A 19,411-nucleotide genomic window follows, 5' to 3' on the forward strand; every position below is an offset into this window, starting at 1 on the left:
TATGGAAAACTCCGCTGGCATAGTAAAACCGCAGTATGTCACATTCAGGGATGACTTCTCCTTTGAAAGCGGCAGGGTGCTTTCATCAGTCACCTGCTGTTACGAGACATACGGCAAGCTTAACATTGATAAGTCCAACGCTATCCTTATCTGCCACGCCCTGACAGGAAGCGCCCATGCAGCGGGCTTTCACAGGGCGGATGAGCAGAAGCCCGGCTGGTGGGATTCGATGATCGGGCCCGGTAAAACCTTTGATACGGAAAAATACTTTGTCATATGCTCCAACTTCCTCGGAAGCTGCTTCGGAACCACAGGCCCCTCCTCCATAGACCCTTCCACGGGCAAGAGATACGGCATCAGCTTTCCCGTGGCGTCAGTGAAAGATATGGTGAAGCTGCAAAAAAGGCTCATAGACCACTTAGGCATTGAGCAGCTCGTGGCTGTTGCCGGAGGCTCAATGGGCGGCATGCAGGTTCTGGAATGGGGAGCGACTTTTCCGGACATGATGAAAACCCTGATCCCCATTGCCACCACCCACGCCATAACCCCCATGGCGATAGCCTTCAACAGCATTGCCCGTTTCTCCATCACCAAAGATCCCAGATGGAACAAAGGGGACTACTACGAAGGGGAGTTCCCGGTGGACGGGCTGGCAATAGCACGCATGGCGGGGCACATAACATACCTTTCCGATCCGGCGTTTAACGATAAATTCGGACGCAGATATTCGGCATTTGAAGGTTTTTACGACTTTAACGGCTTCTTCGAGGTGGAAAACTACCTCCGCTACAACGGGTATAAGTTTACCGAATTTTTCGATGCCAACACTTACCTTTATGTGCTGAAAGCAATGGATATTTTCGACCTCTCATACGGGCGGGGCTCACTGGCGGATGCGGTGGAACTCATCAGAGCGGACACCCTTCTGGTATCTGTTTCATCGGATTTCCTTTTCCCCCCGTATCTTACAGAGGAAATTTATGATATAATGAAACATCAGGGCAAAAAGGCCTTCTGGTATAACATACAATCCAACTACGGACATGATGCCTTCCTCCTTGAGTTTGAAGAGCTGGACAGGCTGATAAGGGAATTTTTCGCTGACAGAGGGCTGTAAATGGGATTCAACGAAGCGGCGTTCAACTACTACATAAGCTCCGATCACATCAAGGGTGACGACCTTGACCTCATAAGAAAAAACTTCAAAAACAAAGAGTTTGAATGCCTGCTGGATGTGGCCACAGGCGCAGGGCACTGCGCGGCGGCTGTTCCGGCTAAGAGGCGTTATACCCTTGACCCCAGCATGCCCATGCTGAAAACAGCTAAGGATAAGTTCGGCCTTAATCTTCCCGTGTGCGCTGTTGCGGAAAACCTCCCCTACGCGGACAACACCTTCGACATTGTGACCTGCCGCATAGCCATGCACCACTTCAAAAGCCCCGAACTGTTCTTCCGTGAGGCGAAGCGCATTCTTCGTCCGCTGGGCTGGATGATCATAATCGACAATATTGTGGATGTTGAGGATTCCTACCTCAATGTAATAGAATACATAAGAGACAGCACACATGTGCGCAGCTACAGGCTGGATGAGATACTGGGCTTTGCCCGGAACGACTTCCGCCTGATAGACTACACCTGTATTTTCAAAAAGCATGACTTCCCCGAATGGGCTGGAAGGCTCGCAGAAGGGCCGGAGGCGGTTGAGCGCATAGAAAACGCCTTTAAAGAACTGCCGGATGATATACAGAAAGAGCTGGAGGTTGAGAAAACCTACGGCAAAATCTCCGCATACACGGATAAGAAAGGGTTTTTCGTTTTCCGCTCCGTGTGATAAGGAAGGTCAGTGTTTAAATTCAGGCTCAAGGAATTCAACCTGCCTGTAATAGGCAGATGGTTTATACTGGGCTCGCTTGTGGGTATAGTGGCGGGCTTAGGCGCAATTATCTTCTTTCTGATGCTTCAGGGCTGCTCCTATATTTTCCTCGACTACCTCGGCGGTATGAGAGTGGAGGAAACAGCGGGAGAACCGGCATTCTTCGGCCACGCATCAACCCCCTTCAACAGATGGATAGTCCTCTTTCTCCCCGCTCTGGGCGGACTGATCAGCGGTTTTCTCGTCTACAGGTTCGCACCGGAGGCAGAAGGGCACGGAACAGATGCAGCAATAAAGGCTATTCACCATAAAAACGGCTACATCAGATGGAATGTTCCTCTCATAAAAACAATAGCAAGTTCCATAACCATAGGCACAGGCGGTTCCGGCGGACGTGAAGGCCCCATAGCGCAGATAGGTGCGGGCTTCGGCTCATTCCTCGGACGGGTGCTGAACCTTACGGACAGAGAGAAACGAATCCTCACCGCCGCAGGGATGGGTGCGGGTGTGGGTGCAATATTCCGCTCACCGCTCGCCGGTGCTATTTTCGCAGCAGAAGTTCTCTACAGCAGCTCTGACATGGAGTTTGAGATTCTCCTGCCCTCAACCATAACATCAATCATAGCTTACTCGGTTTTCTGCTCATTCTTCGGGTGGGACCCGCTGTTTGCCACTCAGGGCTTCCGGTTTGACAGCCCTCTGGAACTCGCCGGATACACCATTCTCGGTTTTGCCTGCGCTTTTTTCGGCTGGCTGTATGTCAACACCTTTTACCGGATAACGGCTGCTTTCAAAAAAATGAAGATCTCCCCTTACTTCAAACCAGCAATCGGCGGTCTGCTTACCGGAATAATAGGCTTCTGGCTGCCGGAGGCGATCGGCGGCGGCTACGCCAATATCGAACTTGCTATGAATGTTCATTTAAGCATTCTGTTTCTGTTTGTGCTTATATTCGCTAAAATACTCACCACATCTTTCAGCATAGGCAGCGGCGGCAGTGCAGGCATATTTGGACCCTCAATGGTTATAGGCGCTTCTGTCGGCGGCTTCATAGGTCTGGCGCTTAACATGACCGTTCCGGTGATTGCCCCTGAGCCGGGCGCTTACGTTGTTGTGGGCATGGCCGGCTTTTTCGCAGGGATAGCAAGCGCGCCCCTCTCCACCATTATCATGGTAAGTGAGATGACGGGGAACTACCACCTGCTTGTACCCTCAATGTGGGTGAGCACACTTGCTTTCCTTCTTCTCCGCAAAACCACCATGTACCGCAATCAGGTCGAATTCCGCAGCGATTCACCCATACACAAGGGCGAGTTTTTCCTTCAGGTGCTTCAGGACATCAGAGTGAAAGACATTATGCGCCCTGACCCCATCGTCCTCAGAGAGGATATGAAGTTCAGCGACATAGTCCACTTCATTTCCGCAACCAAGCATAACAACTTCCCCGTTGTGAAGGAAAACGGCGAACTGGTTGGCGTTCTCCTTTTTGAGGAGATACGGGAGTTCGTGTTTGAGGAAGGGCTGGAGAGCATTGTAGTTGCCGGAGAGGTCTGCGAGAAGGACATACCGGTGATCAAGCCCTCCCATAATCTGGCGGATGCCATAGAGATGATAGGCTTCAAGAATATTGAGCTTCTCCCCGTGGTTGACACAGACAAGGACAATATCCTCATCGGCATCATCACAAGAAGGGACATCATATCCACATACAACAAGGTGCTCCGCAAACGCAAATCCGAGAACGAGCAGGAGGCGGACTTCTAACCCGCTATCTTCAATCCCGCTATCCCCGCTGCGATAAGCAGAACAGACAAACCTCTGACAAGGGTGAGCGGCTCACTGAGAAAAATCACCCCGCAGATGAAAATGCCCGTTGCTCCTATTCCCGTCCAGACAGCGTAAGCTGTGCCCATGGGGAGAGTCTTCATTGAATATGAGAGAAGGTAAAAGCTTACGAACATTGCGGCTATTGTGATAACTGACGGAAGCGGTTTTGAGAAGCCCTGACTGTATTTGAGCCCCAGAGCCCAGATGATTTCAAAAAGTCCTGCGATGAAAAGAGCAGTCCACGCCATTTTAAACCTCATTTAAAAAAGCGGGGCCGTCCCCTGATGTAACCGAGAGGTGAGGCCGTCCTCACATCGACAGATTTTAAGATCAGGTTTTTATGCACCAAAGTCAAGCGTAACCAGAGCAACTTTTAGTTGCATTAAGTCGCACAGCGTCTATATTTACTCCAGAGGTGCAGTATGTCTCAGGCTGTCAAAATAAGTGATGAAATAATAAAGAGTGCAAAAATACACGCTAAAGCAGAGAACAGATCTTTATCCGCGCAGATAGAGTTCTGGGCAAAAATGGGGAAAGCCGCTGAGCAGAATCCGGATATGCCCTTTTCCATGATCAAGGCAATAATGCTTGCCAGAGAAGAGGCGGAGCAGTCGGGCTGTGAGCCGTATATCTTCGGAGAAGGAGCTTGAGGCAGGTAGTTCAGTCCCCTGCCTTCGCGAGGCAGAAAAAGAAACTGGATAAAAAGCAAATAACTGCGCTGGATGAAGAGGTGAGGAAGCTTGCCTCATCGCCTGATTCCGGTGAGCAGAAAAAGGGGGATCTGGCAGGAATTTATGTTTACAAATGCAGACTGACAAACCAGCTTTATCTTATAGCCTACGAATTTAATGACAAAACCCTGAGGCTTATTTTCATTGCCCCGCACGAAAACTTCTACAGAGACCTGAAAAACAGCCTTTAGCCTATTTTTTTCGCTATCTCTCCGAAAAATCCCGCCTCGTCATTGAGCGCTATATCAATCTCGGCATAGGCATATTTATGTCTGCGGTCTTCGGGTATTTTTACAAAGTCCTTCTGGGTGGTTATTATCATATCCAGCTTATAATGCTCCGCTATATTCTCCAGCTTGTCCAGAGTTCCGCAGCAGTAGTGCATATGGTCGGGGAACTGTCTGTTTTTTACGATGTTTACGCCGTTTTCATAGAGAAAGGCAAAAAATCTGCCGCCGCCTGCTATGCCCGAAAAGCCGAGGCACTTTCTCCCCGCCATGTCGTCAGCAGAGAGGAGCGATCCGTCCGCTGTTCTTATACCCCTGAACTCTATATGGCTGAAAAAAACAGGCTTGTCCTTCACCAGCGGCACAACATTGCTCGGCACTTCGGTATTATCGGCTCTGGTAAAAACTATGATGTCCGCCCGGCGTATTCCTTTCGGAAACTCCCGCAGATAGCCGAAAGGGAAAGGGAGTCCTGTTGAAATCGGCTTTCTGTGATCCAGCAGGAGAATGTCAAGATCCCTGTGCATCCTTTTATGCTGAAAGCCATCGTCCAGTATAAACAGATCCGGCCTGAAATGCTCCATAGCGTAAGCGGCGCTGTCTGCCCTCTCTTTTCCGGTGATGACGATCGCCCCTTTGCAGTTTTCCGCTATCATATACGGCTCATCCGCAGCCAGCGGCGGTTTTATGAGTATATTCTCCCCGTCGGAGATTACATTGGTTTCAAGCCCTATCTTCCCCTTATACCCTCTGGAAAGTACGCAGACCTTTTTCCCCTGAGCGAGGAAATAGTTAGTGAGCCTGATTGTGAAAGGGGTTTTGCCTGTGCCGCCGAGGGATATATTCCCGACAGAGATAACTTTAGGAATCACGGTCTTTCATCTCCAGTTCCCAGAGGAAAACATATTTGAGAAATACATAAAGAAGGCTGCTGAATGCGGCGAGAAATCCCCGGAACCCGTCCAGAAAACCCAGACGGAGTATATATTTTTTCAGGAATGCCCCAAGCGGGCTGAAAATGAGCTTAAAGAAAGACATCTTCCGCCCTTTCTTCCTGTATGCCCCGGCGGAAAGGCGGGCATATTTAATCAGCCTGTGCATGTGGTCTTCTATATCTTTATATGAGAAATGCTGTAATTCGCCTTCGAGTCGGCCCGTTTCGCCTTCGATATGAAGATATTCGTGAATATCCCCGCCGCGCCATTCAGGCTGTGCGGAAGCCTTTACAAGGCGGAGTTTGCGGTCGGGCTGCCATGAAAAGCGGAGAAATTTTCCCGCATAAAACGTGCGCCTGCTCAGGATATAGCCGCTGAAAGCCCCGCTGAGCACAGCACCGACTATGGAATGGCGGAGCGCATCGTCCGGAACCTCGTCACAGTCAAGGGAAAGTATCCACGGCTGTGTGCATTTTTCCAGAGCGGAGTTTTTCTGCTTCTCGAAGCCTTTCCAGTCTTCTCTGTAAACCTTTGCGCCGAATTTTTCCGCTATCTCAACAGTTTTGTCAGTAGAGTGCGAATCCACCACTATTATCTCTGATGCTATATCTGCAACGCTTTTCAGCGTTCTTTCCATGTTTGCTTCTTCGTTGAAAGAAATGAAGCAGACGGAAAGAGAAAGCTTAGCCATTCTCCTTTGTTCCCCCGTTTTTGTTTATTGTATGCCTGAAAAACTCTATTGTCTGCCTGAGACCTTCGTAGATGCTCACCACCGGCCGCCAGCCGAGAACTCTTTCCGCCTTTGTGATGTCCGGGCATCTTCTCTTCGGATCGTCCTGAGGAAGCTCCTTGTGAACAACTTCGGATTTTGAACCGAGAAAGCCTATTATAAGCCGTGCAAAGTCCTCAACGGCATATTCGTCAGTGTTGCCGAGATTTATTATCTCACCGTCAAGCCCTTCCTGCGCTGCTGTCCTGTATATGCCCTCAACCAGATCCGATATATAACAGAAGCTGCGGGTCTGGCTGCCGTCACCGTAAACGGTTACAGGCTCACCCTGCAATGCCTGATATGCAAAGTTCGGTATTATCCTGCCGTCATTCAGCCTCATTCTGGGACCGTAGGTGTTGAATATACGCACTATGCGCACATCAACGCCGTGGGTTCTGTGGTATGCCATTGTCATGGCTTCGGAAAACCTTTTCGCCTCATCATAGACAGAGCGCACGCCCACGGAGTTCACATTGCCCCAGTAAGTTTCAGGCTGAGGGTGAACCTCCGGATCTCCGTACACTTCTGAGGTTGAGGCGAAAACGTATCTCGCCCCCTTCTCCTTGGCAAGGCCAAGGGTGTGCATCGTTCCCACGGAATCCACCTTAAGGGTCTGGATAGGGAAATTGAGATAATCCACAGGGCTGGCCGGACATGCAAAATGCAGCACCAGATCAACCCTGCCCTCAATATGAATATAGTTTGTTACGTTGTATTTGATAAACCGGAATGAATCGTCCCCCAGATGGTGGGCGATGTTGTCCATGGAGCCCGTTATCAGGTTATCCATGCCGATAACCTTCCACCCCTCCGCCAGAAAGCGGTCGCAGAGATGGCTGCCTATGAACCCGGCCGCACCTGTTATAAGGACTGTTTTCCGTCTACCTGCCGATGCTGTAATATTCCACCCCTTGTTCCTTCATCTTTTTCGGATCAAAAGCATTTCTGCCGTCTATGACAAGCGGCAGCTTCATTATTTTTTTCAGCTCAGCCGCATCAGCCTCAACAAACTCCTTCCACTCTGTTACGAGGAGAACAGCGTCCGCACCGTCTGCCGCAGCATACTTATCTTCATAATATTTTATCTGCCCGTCTTCGGGAAAAAGTCTTGAGAAGTTCTCAACAGCCTTCGGATCGCAGAGACGGAGTTTCGCCCCCTGAGAGACGAGCTCACGCACTATGTCGATGGCGGGCGCTTCCCTTATATCGTCCGTATTGGGTTTGAAGGCAAGTCCCCATATGCAGATTTCCTTGTCTTTTGTTATCCAGAGGAGGTCTTCCACCATAGCGAGATATTTTGTTCTTCTGGCAGCGTTTATGAAATCAGCCTCTTCAAGGAGAGAAAAGTCCACACCGTTTTCGTCCGCCATGTTGATAAAAGCCTTGATGTCTTTGGGGAAGCAGCTTCCGCCGTAGCCGAGCCCTGCGTTCAGGAAAGCCCTGCCTATGCGCTTGTCATACCCCATCCCCTCAGCCACAAGCTCAATATCCGCGCCGACTTTTTCGCAGAGATCCGCAACCATATTTATATATGATATTTTAAGGGCAAGGAATGAGTTTGAAGCATGCTTTATAAGCTCCGCCGCCGCGGGGGTAGTTATCAGCAGGGGGAAACCCTTGTCCGTGAAAGGCTTGTAAAGCTCTCTGAATATAGCTTCCGCCCTTTCGCTCTCAACTCCGGCAACTATCCTGTCCGGATTGGTGAAATCGTAAAGCGCCGAGCCTTCGCGGAGAAATTCGGGGTTTGATGCCACATCAAAAGTCACATTCGGGTTTGCATATCTTTTCAGTGTCATCTTCACCCTTCTGTGGGTGTTGACTGGAACTGTGGATTTCTCGATGATCAGCTTGTAGCCGTCCGCAACCTCTGCGATCTGCCTTGCTGCCTCCTCAACCTGAGAGAGGTCTGCCTTGCCAGTATCACTCTGCGGAGTTCCCACACAGAGAAAAACAGCTTCGGCGAACTTTGCGCCCTCTTCTATACTGTCTGTAAAGCGTATATTACCGGAGGCTATATTTTTCTTAAGAACTTCCGTAAGTCCCGGCTCATAAATGGGCGATTCCCCGTTTTTAAGGGTTGCAAGCTTTGAGGAAACCTTTTCAACGCACATTACTTCGTTGCCGGTGTCAGCAAGACACGCAGCAGTCACAAGGCCCACATAGCCAGCGCCGATTACAGTAAGCTTCATATTTTATCACCTTTAATGTTAAAATGTATTTTCCGAAACCGAATAACCGGACTTTACCCGCAGGCGGGATAAGTGTCAATTTATAAAAAAGTAAGAATAATCTGCTAGAATCAGGGAGGAAGAGAGGCTGTATAAGCCCTTGCGGTCACACTTCTGATATTTATATTATACCCGAAGGAGATAGCCATGAAACTACGCACAATAAGAGAAACAGTGACAGGCAGAGCCTCCGTGGATGGGGCGGGAGTGCACCTCAACCGTGTGCTGAGCAGAAGAAACGCGGAGAAGTTCGACCCCTTCCTCCTTCTGGACGCTTTCGATTCCACAAATCCGGAGGACTACATCAAAGGCTTCCCCATGCACCCCCACAGAGGGATTGAGACGGTGACTTATCTTATAGAAGGGGAGATCGAGCATCAGGACAGTCTGGGAAACAAAGGGGTGATCACCTCCGGCGCGTGTCAGTGGATGACCGCCGGAAGCGGCATACTTCATCAGGAAATGCCGCAGCCCTCCCCGCGGATGCTTGGTCTGCAGCTATGGGTGAACCTCGCCGCCAGGAAGAAAATGACCGAGCCCGCATACCGTGACATCACGCCGGATCTGGTGGCTAAGGTAGAGGATGACTCGGCTGCGGTGGCCATAGTCGCAGGGGAATATAAAGGAAATCACGGAGGAATGAAAGGTGAGCACCTCCCCGTAACCTTCCTTGACGTAACCGCAAAACCCGGACATACATGGACTTACACCACTCCTGCGGATGAAAACCTCTTCGTATATATCATGCAGGGAGAATGCAGCTTCGCGGACTCGGCTCCTTCGGCCGCAAAACAGGCGGTTCTCTTCACCGAAGGGGATACATTCAGGGCATATTCTGAAAAAGGCGCAAGGTTCATTCTTGTTCACGGCCAGCCGCTTAATGAACCCATTGCATGGGGCGGCCCCATTGTTATGAACACGGATGAGGAACTTAAACTCGCCTTTGACGAGCTTGACAGAGGCACGTTTATCAAGAACCGCTAGGCATCAATTCCCAAAGCAGCGTAATGAAGGATCTCAGAATGACGCTCTGCTGTGTCACTGCGAGGAGCGGAGCGACGTGGCAGTCTTTCTCTGCGGAGTTCGCAATGATGTATACAACTCCAGGGATGGAGTTGCGCCGTGCGAAGCGAAGCCTTGCCCTGCAAGGCGCGAGCGTGTACAGAAAAGGGACAGGACGTTCCCTTTTCTGCGGCAAAACAGAGATTGCTTCACCCTTTCAGGGTTCGCAATGACGTATTCGACTCCAGGGACGGAGTTGCGCCGTGCGTGATTCAGGCACTCAGGCACAGGGATGTGCCCGTGGAGTGCGTACCGGAGCGAATGCGAGGAACGCAAGCGTAACCAGAGCAGCAAGCAGTTTTACTGCGCAGGCTGCGAGTGAGAAGAAACTGCAGGACGCAGGTTTCTGCGAGCTATGGCAAAACAGACGTTCCCTTTTCTGCGGCAAGACGGATTGATCTTGACTTTCCATTTTAATCTATATAAGATTTTCCCTCATTTTGACCGCTTGAAGTCTGCCCTGTTGACAGATGTTAAAAAACGGTTAAAAATCAAGGGCAAAAGCCCTGATACGCGCAGTTTGCACAAAGGTTTAAGGCATTGAAAATTATACTGGAAGACATCGAAAGCACAGGTTTGGAGATAAAGGAAGAGAGGAGCTTTGCCTTTGAAGGCGGAAAGTTCCAATCCGTTATTTTCAGCGGACGCATATTCCCGATCGGGGATAACAAAACCGAATTTTACCTTGACGGTAAAATAAACGCCAGCGTCAGCATGCCCTGCGACAGATGCCTCCGGGAAATAACCCTTGAGCTTGCGGGTGAAGTGGGTGTCAGGATAGTAAAAACCGCTGAGGAAAGCCTCCCCGATGAAATTGAGCTGGGGGATGACGATGTTTCAGCCTACCTCATAGACGGTGACGAGCTTGATACTGATGAAATCACCGAGGCGGAAGCTCTGCTGCTGCTCCCGATGAAAGTAACATGCGCTGAGCCCTGCGGCAGCGAACTGATAAAAGACGAAGAAGAAGAAACAGAGAAAGAACGCGATCCCCGCTGGGACGCTCTTAATAAACTTAAAAACAACTGACGCCTCCCCGCAACCGCGGTGAGAGCGCAAAATATTAAGGAGTACTGTAATGGGTGTACCCAAGAAGAAGACCACACGTCGCAAAAAAGGTCACAGAAGAAGCCACCACCACGCAACGGCGCATTCCTTCGGAAAATGCGAAAACTGCGGTGAGCTTAAGCTTCCTCACAGAGTTTGCCCTTCCTGCGGATACTACAAAAAAGTGCAGGTAATCAAGACGGCTGAAATCTGACATGAGGATTGTGGTTGATGCCATGGGCGGCGACCACGCCCCGGAGGAGATAGTAAAAGGAGCCGTTGCCGCCTGCAACGAATACGGAGCAGACATACTCCTTGTGGGCAGGGAAGAGCTTATCAAAAAAGAGCTCGACTCATGCGGCAGGTTCCCCTCCTCTAAAATCGAAATCGATCATGCGGAAGACATTGTAGCCATGGATGATTCCCCCTCCATGATTGTGCGCGGGAAAAGAAACTCATCCATACACACAGGTCTTAAGCATGTTAAAAGCGGAAACGCAGACGCGTTTTTCAGCGCTGGCAATACTGGTGCGGTTATGGCTGTGGCCATCATGGTTCTGCGCACTCTGCCCGGTATAGACAGACCCGCCATCGGCGCTGTTCTCCCCAACATAAAGGGGCACACGGTCATGCTTGATGTCGGCGCAAATGTTGACTGCAAGCCGCTGAATTATTTCCAGTTCGCAATAATGGGCAGTGTCTACGCCCAGATAGTCCTCGGACTCTCCAGACCCTCCATCGGCCTCCTCAGCATAGGCGAGGAAGATGTTAAAGGGAATGAAACAACCAAATCCGTCCATACCCTCCTGCGCTCCGTAGGAAACGCAATAAACTTTTACGGCAATGTGGAAGGAAAAGACCTTTTCAGGGGAACCACCGATGTGGTTGTCTGTGACGGTTTCTCCGGAAACGTGGCTCTTAAGGTTGCCGAATCTGCCGGATGGTACATCTCCAAAATGCTTAAGGAGGAGATAACAAGCTCCTTCTGGGCAAAAGCGGGAGCACTCATGGCGAGAAAAGCCCTTATGAGAGTGAAGGAAAGAGCGGACTATACCGAATACGGCGGAGCACCCCTGCTCGGCGTTGAGGGCGTATGCATAATCGGGCACGGAAGCTCAAATGCAAATGCGGTGAAAAATGGCATAAGAGTGGCAAAAGAGCTCGCCGAACACGACCTCAACAAGGTGATTCAGGAAAAGCTCGCAGCTTCAATCGGGGTTTTAGAAGTTGACAAAGATGTGTCTTTTTTGGATAATATCATCGGTAAATTCAAGAAAAAAAACCCGCAGGCTGAGTAAAATCAGCCTGCCTGCGGTGGTATAGATGAATATATATTCAAGATTTCTGGGAACCGGCTCCTGTTTCCCGCCGGATGTTATGACCAACCATGATTTTGAAAAATTCTTAGAAACTTCCGATGAGTGGATAACCAGCCGTACCGGAATCAAAGAACGCAGAATAGCCAAAACCATGACCTGCGGGGAAATGGCATACGGCGCTGCGGTGAATGCTCTGGATATGGCGGGTGTAAAAGCGGAAGAGATCGACGGCATAATAGTCGCCTCGCTCACGCCGGACACCACAATGCCCTCCACCGCGTGCAATGTCCAGAAAATGCTGGGCATCAGAGGATGTTTCGCATTCGACCTCACAGCCGCATGCTCAGGCTTCATATACGCAGTCAACATAGCCAACGGGCTCATACGCTCAGGCGCAGCCAAAAAGCTCCTTGTTATAGGTGCGGAAAGGCTCACCGCAGGGCTTGATTGGTCAGACAGAAGCACATGCATCCTCTTCGGCGACGGAGCGGGCGCAGCAGTCATAGGCGCTGACAGCACCCCCGGAATACGCAGCATACACGCATACGCTGACGGAAGCTTCGGAGATCTGCTCACGCTGAACTCCCTTGGCTCAACATTTTTAGCAGAAAGAAAAGAACGAAACATAGAAGATCACCTGCTCCATATGAGCGGAAACGAAATATTCAAGATCGCCGTGCGCGCCATGTCAGACGCAGCGGATGCGGCGGTTCTCTCAAGCGGGCTCACCTATGAGGACATAGACTTCCTTATCCCCCATCAGGCAAACCTGCGCATTATTGATGCCACGGCAAAAAGGCTGAAACTTCCGCCCGAAAAAGTTGTCATCAACCTTGATAAATACGGCAACACCTCTGCCGCAACCATCCCCACCGCATTTGACGGAGTCGTGAGAAACGGCACTCTCAAAAGAGGCATGAACATTGCCTGCGCTGCTTTCGGCGGCGGTCTCACTTGGGGCAGCATGGTTTTCACTTTCTAATTAACGAAAATACGGACGGTAAAAAACATGGCAAAAACCGCAGTGGTTTTCCCCGGTCAGGGCTCTCAGTTTGCCGGAATGGGGAAAGACTTTTACGACAGATACGAAGAAGTCCGCAGAATTTTTGACAAAGCTGACGAAGTGCTCGGCTACAGCCTAACTTCCATTATGTTCAACGGACCGGAAGAGGAACTCAAACTGACCTCCAACACCCAGCCCGCCCTGCTCACCATGAGCATCGGCATATGGGAAGCGGTTAAGAATAAAATAAAGGCTGACTTCTTCGCAGGGCATTCCCTCGGCGAATACTCAGCTCTTGTGGCAGCAGGCGGCATTAGCTTTGAGGATGCGGTACTCGCCGTGCACAACAGAGGCAAGTTCATGCAGGAGGCCGTTCCTGTGGGAACAGGGGCAATGGCAGCCGTTATGGGTGCTGACGATGCAGTGATAGCTGATGTCTGTAAGACCTGCAGCACACCCGGTTCCGTTGTGGAACCTGCAAACTTCAACTGCCCCGGACAGACTGTAGTCGCCGGAAACGTTGATGCGGTTAACCTGTTCTGCGAAAAGATAAAAGAAGCCGGAGCAAAAAGGGCGGTTCTCCTCCCCGTGAGCGCGCCGTTCCATTGCAGCCTTATGAAACCCGCTGCGGATAAGATGGCAGAGTATCTCAAAAACATTAAAATAAACGACCTCCGCACCCCTGTTTTCAACAACGTCAACGCAGAGATTGAAACTGACGCGGAAACAGTGTACAACTCGCTGGTTAAGCAGGTGGCAAGCCCCGTTCTCTGGACAAAATCCGTTGAAAACATGGAATCAGCCGGAGTTAGTGCTATAATAGAAGTCGGCGCAGGCAAAGTCCTCACCGGCCTTGTGAAGAAGATCAATAAAGAAATTGAAGTCAGAAACATCGGAACCCTCGGAGACGAGGACGGAATATAAACCAAACAACCCCATGGAAGGGGTTGCGCCGTGCGGAACAGGCTATAAACTTTTGCACTAGGGTATTGTTAAGAGAAACCCTTTTTTAACGAAAAAAAAAGTGTTTCTCAAACTCTTCCCAAAAAACTGTATCTTAGAACAGTATGTACAGTTTCCGATATAGCCAAGCTGAGGACGGAATATAGACCATGCAACCCGTTTACACTTTGCGAAGCAGGTAAAAGTTTTTGAAAGGGGCGGGGAAAAGCTTTTTTCAAAAAGTTTTCCCAGAAAGAACTAAACAAAGAACAGGCTATAAACTTTTGCACTAAGGTATTGTTATGAAAAACCTTTTTTAACGAAAATAAAGTGTTTTTCAAACTCTTCCCAAAAAACTGTATCTTAGAACAGTATGTACCGTTTCCGAATAGAGTCAGGGAGTCAACAGTATGCTTAAAGATAAAATTGCGCTTATAACAGGAGCATCCAGAGGCATAGGCAGAGACATAGCTATTGCATTTGCCGCTCAGGGTGCATATGTTGCTGTCAACTACTCATCCAGCCCCGCAAAGGCGGAAGAAGTCGTGAAGGCGATACTTGATGCGGGCGGCCGCGCTTTTGCCGTTAAGGCGAATGTTGCGGATGAGGAAGAAGTCAAGGCGATGTTTGACAAGGTGGAGGAAGTAACAGGCTCCACAGTTGATGTGCTTGTGAATAATGCGGGCATAACGAAAGACGGCCTTCTTATGAGAATGAAAACCGAAGACTGGCAGACAGTTATGGACGTTAACCTTAAAAGTGCTTTCCTCTGCACACGTTTTGCAGTAAAAGGCATGATGAAAAAGCGCTACGGCAAGATAATAAACGTGTCAAGCATAGTGGGCTTTATGGGCAACGCCGGTCAGGCGAACTATGTGGCGAGCAAGGCGGGGCTTATAGGCCTTACCAAAACCGCCGCTCTGGAATTTGCCTCCAGAGGAATAAGGGTGAACGCAATAGCGCCCGGATTTATAACAACTGATATGACCGACGGACTCAGCGAAGAGATTCAGCAGAAGATGATCTCCATGATCCCTCTGGCCGCTTTCGGCTCAGGGAAGGATGTGGCGGATACGGCATTGTTCCTCGCAGGTTCCGGCTCGGACTACATAACAGGACAGACCATTCATGTTAACGGCGGAATGTACATATAAACACCGCCGTAAAAAAAAGAAAGAAACTCCAGGAGGATTTTGAATGGATATCGCAGCAAAAGTAAAAGACATCATCGTTAAACAGCTTAACGTTGACGAAGCAGACGTAAAACCCGAAGCTTCCTTCATCGATGACCTCGATGCAGACTCTCTCGACACAGTAGAGCTCATCATGGCTTTTGAAGAAGAATTCGACCTTGAAATTCCCGATGAGGAAGCTGAGAAAATCAAAACTGTCGGCGATGCCATCAGCTACATCGAATCTGCTCAGTAATTAAGAAAGAATACGCACTTCCCGCAGAACCACAACTGCGGGCAGTGTTTCCACACACCACAAAAACAAGAGTAACCACGTACAGGAGGAACCTGTGAAAAGAAGGGTTGTTATCACCGGAATCGGTCTTGTGACACCGGTAGGCGTCGGAAACGATGAAAACTGGACAAACCTCATAGCCGGTAAAAGCGGAATCGGGTATATCTCTAAGTTTGATACTTCCGAATTTCCGGTCAAAATTGCCGGTGAAGTAAAAGACTTCAATCCCGAAGAGCTTGTCGATAAAAAAGACATCAAGAGATACGATGAGTTCATAGTTTTCGCACTTGCCGCAGCAGAAATAGCGTTCAGGGATTCAGGCATGAACCTTGAAACCATCGATAAAGAGCGCTTCGGCGTTATCATAGGTTCCGGCATCGGCGGCTTCAAATCAACAGAAGACACAAAAGCGGCTTACTTAGCAGGCGGAATCAAAAAGATCTCCCCCTTCTTCATCCCTGCTTCCATCATAAACATGGGCAGCGGAGCCGTTTCCATACGCTACGGACTTAAAGGCCCCAACTTAAGCATAGTTACGGCATGCGCCACAGGAACACACGCCATTGGCGACGCATTTAAAATCATTGCGCGCGGCGATGCGGACTGCATGGTTGCCGGCGGTGCGGAAGCATCCATAACCGAGCTCGCAGTGGGCGGCTTCTCCAACATGAAAGCCCTCGCAAAAAGGAACGAGGAACCCGAAAAAGCCAGCAGACCCTTTGACAAAGACAGAAACGGCTTTGTAATGGGCGAAGGCTCCGGCATACTTATCCTTGAGGAGCTTGAACACGCAAAAGCCCGCGGCGCGAAAATCTACGCCGAAGTTGTCGGCTACGGCCTCACAGGGGATGCATACCACATGACAGCACCCGATGAATCCGGTGACGGCGCTATGAGAACAATGAGAATGGCTATTAAGGATGCGGGCATTGCTCCCGAAGAAGTGGACTATATAAACGCCCACGGAACATCCACTCCATATAACGACGCCATCGAAACAAGAGCAATCAAAGGAGTTTTCGGCGAACATGCGGCAAAACTCAAAGTGAGCTCCACAAAATCGATGACAGGTCACCTCCTCGGTGCGGCAGGCAGCGTTGAGGGAGCAATCCTTGCCCTTTCCATCAAAAACGGCATGGTTCCCCCCACAATCAACCTTGACACGCCCGACCCTGACTGCGACCTTGACTACGTACCCAACAAGGCCGAAAAAATTGACATTCGCTACGGCCTCAGCAACTCTTTCGGCTTCGGAGGCACAAACGCAACCATTCTGCTGAAAAAGTATGAGTAGTCACGGCGAACATATCAAATACGAAAATCTTGAGAGACTCCTGTCGTATCACTTTGCGAACAGGAGTCTCCTTCTTGAAGCTCTCACCCACCGCTCTTATTCCCATGAAAAAAGGTCAAAAACCAACTACGAACGTCTGGAATTCCTTGGCGACGCGGTTTTGCAGCTTGTCATAACAGAATATCTTCTCGAAAAATACAGGGATTACGATGAGGGAACCCTCTCAAAACTCAGGGGCTACTTTGTCAGTGAAGGCTTCCTGAGCATCATAGCCCACGAAATCGGCCTCGGCAGATTTGTTCTCCTCGGCAAAGGGGAGAAGGCCAGCGGCGGAATGTTTAAGGATTCACTGCTTTGCGATATATTCGAATCTCTGGTGGCTGCTATTTACCGTGACGGCGGATATGAAGAGGCAAGGAGAACAATAATCCACCTCTTCGGCAAACGCATTGACGAGGATATTTCCACAAACAGCTTCATAGACTCCAAAAGCGAGCTCCAGAAGCTCACCCAGAAGGTTTACGGTGTTCTGCCCGAATACACCGTGCTCAAAGAGGTGGGGCCGGAGCATAACAAAACCTTCGTAGTGGAGCTTACCATAGAGGGAATCCTCCAGGAAACAGGCGAAGGCAAAAGCAAAAAAAGCGCCGAAAAAGTCGCCGCCACCAAGGCACTGAACCGCCTTGCGCACGTCTCATAAAAAAATTCTCCCTGTCTTCATCCCCTTTGCGGGATGCCGTAACAGGTGTGTCTACTGCAATCAGCATAAAATAACAGGAACGGGCGGCAGCGGTCTCATTGAAAACGCAGCACGCCAGATCGAAGAATATCTCACATACTCAGATACATGGGATGAGCTTGCGTTTTACGGCGGCAGTTTTACCTGCCTTCCGGAAAAAGACAGAACAGCCCTTTACTCCCTTGCGCACTCAAAAGGCTTCCGCACCCTCCGTTTTTCCACAAGCCCGGACTGTGTGGGGAAAGATGTTCTGGACGAGGCGGAATCATGGGGGGTGCGCACTGTGGAACTTGGGGTTCAGTCGCTCTCGGATGAGGTTCTGCGGCTGAATAAACGCCCCTATGACTCCGAAGGGTGCATTGAAGCGGTGAGGGCGGTTCAGGAGCGCTTCGTCACTGGTGTGCAGATGATGACCGGGATGTACGGCGAAACAGCGGCGGATGTTATCCGCACTGCGGACACTCTAGCCGCCTTGAAGCCCTCATACGCCCGCATCTACCCCACTGTTGTTCTGGCGGATACCGAGCTTGCGGATTTATATTCAGCCGGAGCATACATCCAACCTCCCCCTCCGGAGATGCTTCTCCGCACGGCATACGCATATGCCTCACTCACTTCCGCAGGAACAAATGTAATCCGCACAGGGCTGCAATATACGGACAGCCTTGAAAATTCCATAAAAGGCGGATTTTACCATCCGGCGTTCGGGGATATTGTAAAGACACTTATCATACTGATATATATACATAATCACGGCGAAATACACGCAAACGGAACGGAGATACAGAAACTCGGCGGTTACAAGGCGCTTGCAAGAAAACATTTCCCTGATAAAATCATTACCGACGAAGGTTCATCAGCGGATTTCCGCGAAATCTGCATGAAGGCAAAGGAGAATATTTTTGAGAATAACGGCAGGAACCCTGAAAGGAATGCAGCTTCATACGCCGAAGAACTCATCCGTCAGACCCACAACGGATAAGGTAAGGCAGGCTGTTTTCTCCTCCCTTTTTGATGAAACCGAAGGGGCGGAAGTGCTGGATTTGTGCGCCGGAACAGGTGCTTTCGGATTTGAAGCCCTGAGCAGGGGAGCCGCATCCGCCGTTCTCATAGACCTTTCAACAGACATAATCAAAAAAAACGCCCTCGCGCTTAACCTGAACCCGCGCATCATCAAAGGCGACATCAGAAAAGAGATTCCCCGGCTTAACAAAGCCTTTGACATAATATTCATAGACCCCCCCTACGGTCTTTTCGACCCGCAGGAAATCATGAGCCTGATACACGAAAGCGGCGTACTGAAACCTGAGGGGACACTTATCTTTGAGGAAAGCACCCGCACTGCTTTCCCTGCGGAGCCTGAGCATTTCAAGGTTCTGAAGGAAAAGAAGTACGGAGAAACGGCAATATACTACTTAAAACGGATGCAGATATGAAAAGAGCAGTTTATCCCGGAACCTTTGACCCCATGACGATGGGGCATCTCGACATTCTCAAAAGAAGCTCCATGCTTTTCGACGAGGTCATACTCGCCGTTGCGAAAAGCGAAAAGAAAAGCACCCTCTTCTCCGTTGAGGAAAGAACGGATATGGCAAAAATCGCCACGCAGGACATCAAAAACATACGAGTCGTTCCCTTCTCATGCCTTCTGGTAAATTTCATGCAGCGAATGGACAGCCAGATAGTGATCAGAGGGCTGCGCGCAGTCTCTGATTATGAATATGAGCTTCAGCTTGCACTGATGAACCGCAAGCTGGACCCGAAGCTCGATACCGTATTTCTCATGCCTTCACAGCAGTTTATATTCCTCAGCTCCAGCATGGTGCGTGAGATAGCAAGCCTCGGCGGGGATGTTTCCAAGTTTGTCCCCCCTGCGGTTTATGAGAGGCTGGTCAAGAAACTGGGCTACCCGCCTGAGAACCCATGCGGTGCTCAGAGCTAAGGT

At 50.0% G+C, this 19,411-nt stretch carries 23 protein-coding genes; 18 read left to right on the top strand and 5 right to left on the bottom strand.

Going from position 1 to position 19,411, the window contains the following annotated elements; genetic code table 11:
- The first annotated feature begins 1 nt into the window (after position 1).
- Genes metX through OSQ85_RS00975 form a run of 3 tightly spaced genes read left to right on the top strand, consistent with a single transcriptional unit; the run spans position 2 to position 3,637 of the window.
- Positions 2-1,117, top strand: a complete 1,116-nt coding sequence (gene metX / locus OSQ85_RS00965) for a homoserine O-acetyltransferase MetX (RefSeq protein WP_265820765.1) — start codon at positions 2-4, stop codon at positions 1,115-1,117.
- Positions 1,118-1,831 (top strand): class I SAM-dependent methyltransferase, encoded by a 714-nt coding sequence (locus OSQ85_RS00970; RefSeq protein ID WP_265820766.1) that lies wholly within the window; start codon positions 1,118-1,120, stop codon positions 1,829-1,831.
- 12 nt (positions 1,832-1,843) lie between these two features.
- Positions 1,844-3,637, top strand: a complete 1,794-nt coding sequence (locus OSQ85_RS00975) for a chloride channel protein (protein ID WP_265820767.1) — start codon at positions 1,844-1,846, stop codon at positions 3,635-3,637.
- On the opposite strand, the gene sugE is transcribed toward OSQ85_RS00975, so the two are convergent.
- Entirely contained in the window at positions 3,634-3,948 is a 315-nt protein-coding gene (sugE, locus tag OSQ85_RS00980; protein WP_265820768.1) for a quaternary ammonium compound efflux SMR transporter SugE, read from the bottom strand. The genes OSQ85_RS00975 and sugE overlap by 4 nt on opposite strands.
- A 174-nt stretch (positions 3,949-4,122) precedes the next feature.
- Between sugE and OSQ85_RS00985 the strand changes: the two genes are divergently transcribed.
- Both OSQ85_RS00985 and OSQ85_RS00990 read left to right on the top strand, forming a co-directional pair.
- The gene (locus OSQ85_RS00985) at positions 4,123-4,350 is read left to right on the top strand and encodes a TA system antitoxin ParD family protein (RefSeq protein ID WP_265820770.1); all 228 of its coding nucleotides are present in this window, start codon (positions 4,123-4,125) and stop codon (positions 4,348-4,350) included.
- Positions 4,347-4,622: a type II toxin-antitoxin system RelE/ParE family toxin gene (locus tag OSQ85_RS00990; protein ID WP_265820772.1), complete on the top strand. Its 276-nt coding sequence runs from the start codon at positions 4,347-4,349 to the stop codon at positions 4,620-4,622. The genes OSQ85_RS00985 and OSQ85_RS00990 overlap by 4 nt, the downstream gene beginning before the upstream one ends.
- Here the strand turns inward: OSQ85_RS00990 and lpxK are convergent.
- The 4 genes from lpxK to OSQ85_RS01010 are packed head-to-tail and all read right to left on the bottom strand — an operon-like array spanning position 4,619 to position 8,554.
- The gene (lpxK, locus tag OSQ85_RS00995) at positions 4,619-5,530 is read right to left on the bottom strand and encodes a tetraacyldisaccharide 4'-kinase (protein WP_265820774.1); all 912 of its coding nucleotides are present in this window, start codon (positions 5,528-5,530) and stop codon (positions 4,619-4,621) included. The genes OSQ85_RS00990 and lpxK overlap by 4 nt on opposite strands.
- Complete coding sequence (locus tag OSQ85_RS01000) at positions 5,520-6,284, bottom strand: glycosyltransferase family 2 protein (protein ID WP_265820775.1); 765 nt, start codon at positions 6,282-6,284, stop codon at positions 5,520-5,522. The genes lpxK and OSQ85_RS01000 overlap by 11 nt, the downstream gene beginning before the upstream one ends.
- Positions 6,277-7,266 (bottom strand): UDP-glucuronic acid decarboxylase family protein, encoded by a 990-nt coding sequence (locus OSQ85_RS01005; protein WP_265820985.1) that lies wholly within the window; start codon positions 7,264-7,266, stop codon positions 6,277-6,279. The genes OSQ85_RS01000 and OSQ85_RS01005 overlap by 8 nt, the downstream gene beginning before the upstream one ends.
- Positions 7,247-8,554: a UDP-glucose dehydrogenase family protein gene (locus OSQ85_RS01010; RefSeq protein ID WP_265820776.1), complete on the bottom strand. Its 1,308-nt coding sequence runs from the start codon at positions 8,552-8,554 to the stop codon at positions 7,247-7,249. Before OSQ85_RS01010 ends, OSQ85_RS01005 begins: the two co-directional genes overlap by 20 nt.
- A gap of 186 nt (positions 8,555-8,740) precedes the next feature.
- Between OSQ85_RS01010 and OSQ85_RS01015 the strand changes: the two genes are divergently transcribed.
- The 13 genes from OSQ85_RS01015 to coaD all read left to right on the top strand — a co-directional run bounded on the left by OSQ85_RS01015 (position 8,741) and on the right by coaD (position 19,408).
- Positions 8,741-9,577 (top strand): pirin family protein, encoded by an 837-nt coding sequence (locus OSQ85_RS01015; protein ID WP_265820777.1) that lies wholly within the window; start codon positions 8,741-8,743, stop codon positions 9,575-9,577.
- Between the two features lie 618 nt (positions 9,578-10,195).
- Positions 10,196-10,684: a DUF177 domain-containing protein gene (locus OSQ85_RS01020; protein WP_265820778.1), complete on the top strand. Its 489-nt coding sequence runs from the start codon at positions 10,196-10,198 to the stop codon at positions 10,682-10,684.
- 49 nt (positions 10,685-10,733) lie between these two features.
- Positions 10,734-10,916, top strand: coding sequence for a 50S ribosomal protein L32 (rpmF, locus tag OSQ85_RS01025; protein WP_265820779.1), 183 nt, complete (start codon positions 10,734-10,736; stop codon positions 10,914-10,916).
- 1 nt (position 10,917) lies between these two features.
- The gene (gene plsX / locus OSQ85_RS01030; RefSeq protein ID WP_265820780.1) at positions 10,918-12,000 is read left to right on the top strand and encodes a phosphate acyltransferase PlsX; all 1,083 of its coding nucleotides are present in this window, start codon (positions 10,918-10,920) and stop codon (positions 11,998-12,000) included.
- A gap of 31 nt (positions 12,001-12,031) precedes the next feature.
- Positions 12,032-13,003, top strand: a complete 972-nt coding sequence (locus tag OSQ85_RS01035) for a beta-ketoacyl-ACP synthase III (RefSeq protein WP_407649287.1) — start codon at positions 12,032-12,034, stop codon at positions 13,001-13,003.
- Positions 13,004-13,030: 27 nt separating this feature from the next.
- A complete protein-coding gene (gene fabD, locus OSQ85_RS01040; RefSeq protein WP_265820782.1) occupies positions 13,031-13,948 on the top strand; it encodes an ACP S-malonyltransferase in 918 nt (305 codons plus the stop codon).
- A 428-nt stretch (positions 13,949-14,376) separates the two neighbouring features.
- Positions 14,377-15,120: a 3-oxoacyl-[acyl-carrier-protein] reductase gene (fabG, locus tag OSQ85_RS01045; protein WP_265820783.1), complete on the top strand. Its 744-nt coding sequence runs from the start codon at positions 14,377-14,379 to the stop codon at positions 15,118-15,120.
- A gap of 43 nt (positions 15,121-15,163) precedes the next feature.
- Positions 15,164-15,394 (top strand): acyl carrier protein, encoded by a 231-nt coding sequence (locus OSQ85_RS01050; RefSeq protein WP_265820784.1) that lies wholly within the window; start codon positions 15,164-15,166, stop codon positions 15,392-15,394.
- A 94-nt stretch (positions 15,395-15,488) separates the two neighbouring features.
- Positions 15,489-16,727: a beta-ketoacyl-ACP synthase II gene (fabF, locus tag OSQ85_RS01055; RefSeq protein WP_265820785.1), complete on the top strand. Its 1,239-nt coding sequence runs from the start codon at positions 15,489-15,491 to the stop codon at positions 16,725-16,727.
- The gene (rnc, locus tag OSQ85_RS01060; RefSeq protein WP_265820786.1) at positions 16,720-17,427 is read left to right on the top strand and encodes a ribonuclease III; all 708 of its coding nucleotides are present in this window, start codon (positions 16,720-16,722) and stop codon (positions 17,425-17,427) included. Before fabF ends, rnc begins: the two co-directional genes overlap by 8 nt.
- On the top strand, positions 17,411-18,448 hold the full coding sequence (locus OSQ85_RS01065) for a radical SAM protein (protein WP_265820787.1): 1,038 nt from the start codon (positions 17,411-17,413) through the stop codon (positions 18,446-18,448). Before rnc ends, OSQ85_RS01065 begins: the two co-directional genes overlap by 17 nt.
- Positions 18,369-18,902, top strand: coding sequence for a 16S rRNA (guanine(966)-N(2))-methyltransferase RsmD (gene rsmD, locus OSQ85_RS01070; RefSeq protein WP_265820788.1), 534 nt, complete (start codon positions 18,369-18,371; stop codon positions 18,900-18,902). The genes OSQ85_RS01065 and rsmD overlap by 80 nt, the downstream gene beginning before the upstream one ends.
- Positions 18,899-19,408, top strand: a complete 510-nt coding sequence (coaD, locus tag OSQ85_RS01075) for a pantetheine-phosphate adenylyltransferase (protein ID WP_265820789.1) — start codon at positions 18,899-18,901, stop codon at positions 19,406-19,408. The genes rsmD and coaD overlap by 4 nt, the downstream gene beginning before the upstream one ends.
- Positions 19,409-19,411: the final 3 nt, after the last annotated feature.

The organism is Geovibrio ferrireducens, from assembly GCF_026226615.1.
GTDB lineage: Bacteria > Chrysiogenota > Deferribacteres > Deferribacterales > Geovibrionaceae > Geovibrio > Geovibrio ferrireducens.